Below are 2,486 nucleotides of genomic sequence, written 5' to 3' on the forward strand. Positions count from 1 at the left end.
GGCATGGGCGGCGTCAATACGCATGTGATCTTGGAAGAGCCGCCGCGCAGCAACAGTCCTCGCGCCAAGAGCGCGTCGCAGAAGCGGTTGGTGCTTTTGTCTGCGAAAAAAGGGAAGTTGCGGGCATCGGCTGAGCGACTGCTCACATTTTTGCAAAGCGAAGCCGGACAGTCTGTGCATGTGGACGATCTCGCGTTCACGCTGATGTTCGGGCGCGAGGAGTTCGAGGAGCGTCTGGCGATGGTCGCTTCGTCGGTGGAGCAGGTGGTGGAGGAGCTGGAGCGGTATGTGAGCGAGCAGGCCTCGCTGTCGCTGTTCCAAGGCGTCGCGGTGACGAAGCCTGACGCGCCTGTGCAGGTCGCTACGTCGACGGACGATCTGTTCCTGCTCGCCGAGGCTTGGGTGAAGGGCGAGGGGATCGAATGGGAGCAGGCGAGCTTCCACGGTTCTCGCATCGAGGTGCCGGGGTATCCGTTTGAGCGGTTGCGCTGCTGGTTTGAGCCGAAGACGGTGAAGGCGGATGCGAATGCGGCTTCCGGCGACAAGCAGATCCTGCTCCCTGCTACGGAGCGGATGGTGCAAGACCATCTCGTTCAGCGGCAGAAAGTGCTGCCGGGCGTGGGCTATCTGGACCTGATCGTCGGAGAGCTGAAGGAAGAGTGGACAGCCGGTGTGACGTTCCAAGATGTGTACTGGCTGAAGCCGCTGGCCGTTCTCGACGAGCCACGCACCCTCCTCTTGAACGTGAAGGAGGAAGGAAGCGACCGGGCTGTGCGCATCCGTTCGGGTGCGGACCTGCACTGCCAAGGCCGCCTGCTCAAGCAGGTGGCGCGGACGGAAGAGCGCATCGAGGTGGAGGAGATTCGCAAGCGCTGCGAGACGAAGGAATCGAAGGCCGAGCTGTATGGTCTCTTTTCCGAAAACGGTCTGGTGTACGGGCCTTCGTTCCAGGTGATCGAGACGCTGCACTGCTCGGCTGACGAGGCGATTGCGGAGGTGGACGTCCGGAATCACGGGCGCATTGCAGCCGGCATTCTGGACGGGGCGCTGCAGACGGCGGTGTGCTTGAGCGTGCGAAACGGCACGGCGAGCGAATCGCAGTATGTGCCGTATTATGCGGAGAGCTTCACGGTTGCGGGAAGCTTGGAAGCGGTGCGCTATTACTATGTTAAGCAGCGTCAGGTGCAGCAGAGCGGTTCGATCCAGTTCGACCTGTATCTCTGCGACGGCGAAGGTCGCGTGCTGGCTTCGGTGAAGAATTTTACGAAGCGGGCGTTGGTGAGAAAAGAAGAAGCAAGGAACGAAGAAACGAGAAAAGAAGCGTCGAGCAAACAGGGGCTGCTCTATTACACCTCGAAGTGGCGGGAGGAAGCCTGCGGTCCGGAAGCGGAGGCGAAGGGCTTGCTCCTCCTCAACGGTTCGGAGTCGCTGGCCGATTGGATGCGCGGCGAACTGGGCGAGGAGGTGCCGTTCCGGCGCTTGACGATCGCCGAGCAAGACCCGGATCGCTATCTGGAAGCGCTGCAGGAGGTCAATGCGAGCGGGTTTGCCGTGCGGCAGATTCTCGTGCCGGCCGTCCGTCCGGGGGTGGAAGACCTGCGGGGGCTGCTCGTGCTGGCAGGAGCTCTGATTAAGAGCCGGTTTAAAGAGCCGATCAAGATCCTCTACGCCGGCGAGAGCATGTCGTCCGAGGCGCTGCCCGCCCTGTATGCGGCCGGCGGGCTGGCTCGCACGCTGAAGTATGAGTACCCGCGCCTTCATCTGGAGGTGGCGGCGTTCACGGATCGCTTTGAAAACTGCGGCCGGGCGCTGCTGGAGGAGCTGTTTGCGAGTGCTCCGGCCCCGCTGCATGAAGTGAGATATGTAGGCGGGACAAGGCAGCTGCGCGAGATGGTGACTGTGGCGGGCGGCTTGCAGAAGCAGGCTTATGCGCTGCGCCAAGGCGGGGTGTATCTGATCGCAGGCGGCACGGGCGGCCTGGGGCAGATTTTCTCCGACTATCTGGCCAAGGAATATCAGGCGAAGGTCGTGTTGCTCGGGCGAAGAGAGCAGGATGAGAGAATCGCGGCACAGCTTGACAGGCTGGCAAGTCTGGGCGGCTCCGGCCTGTACATTCGTGCGGACCTCGGCGATGCCGGACAAGTGCGTGCGGCGGTGGAGCAAGCGCGTGCGACCTATGGCAGCATACATGGCGTTTTGCAGGGAAGCGGGTTGATTGAAGACAGCTTCATCCTGCGCAAAACAACCGAGTCTTTTGAAAAAATCCTGCAGCCCAAACTCGCGGGGACGCTCCATCTGGACGACGCGACGGCCGGCGACGAACTGGACTTTTTTGTCATGTTCTCGTCGATTGCAGCGCTGATGCCCAATCAAGGGCAATGCGATTATTCTTCGGGCAACAGCTTCATGGATGCGTATGCGGCGCACCGGCAGCAGCTCGTCGCCGAGGGCAGGCGCAGCGGTCCGTCGCTGGCGATCAACTGGCC

1 protein-coding gene is annotated in these 2,486 nt (G+C 61.8%); it reads left to right on the plus strand.

Features of this window, described 5'->3' with window-relative positions:
- Positions 1-2,486 (plus strand): SDR family oxidoreductase (locus L696_RS28295; RefSeq protein WP_155985328.1); only part of this gene is annotated, 2,486 nt, incomplete at both ends.

This window comes from Paenibacillus maysiensis, assembly GCF_000520815.1.
GTDB lineage: Bacteria > Bacillota > Bacilli > Paenibacillales > Paenibacillaceae > Paenibacillus > Paenibacillus maysiensis.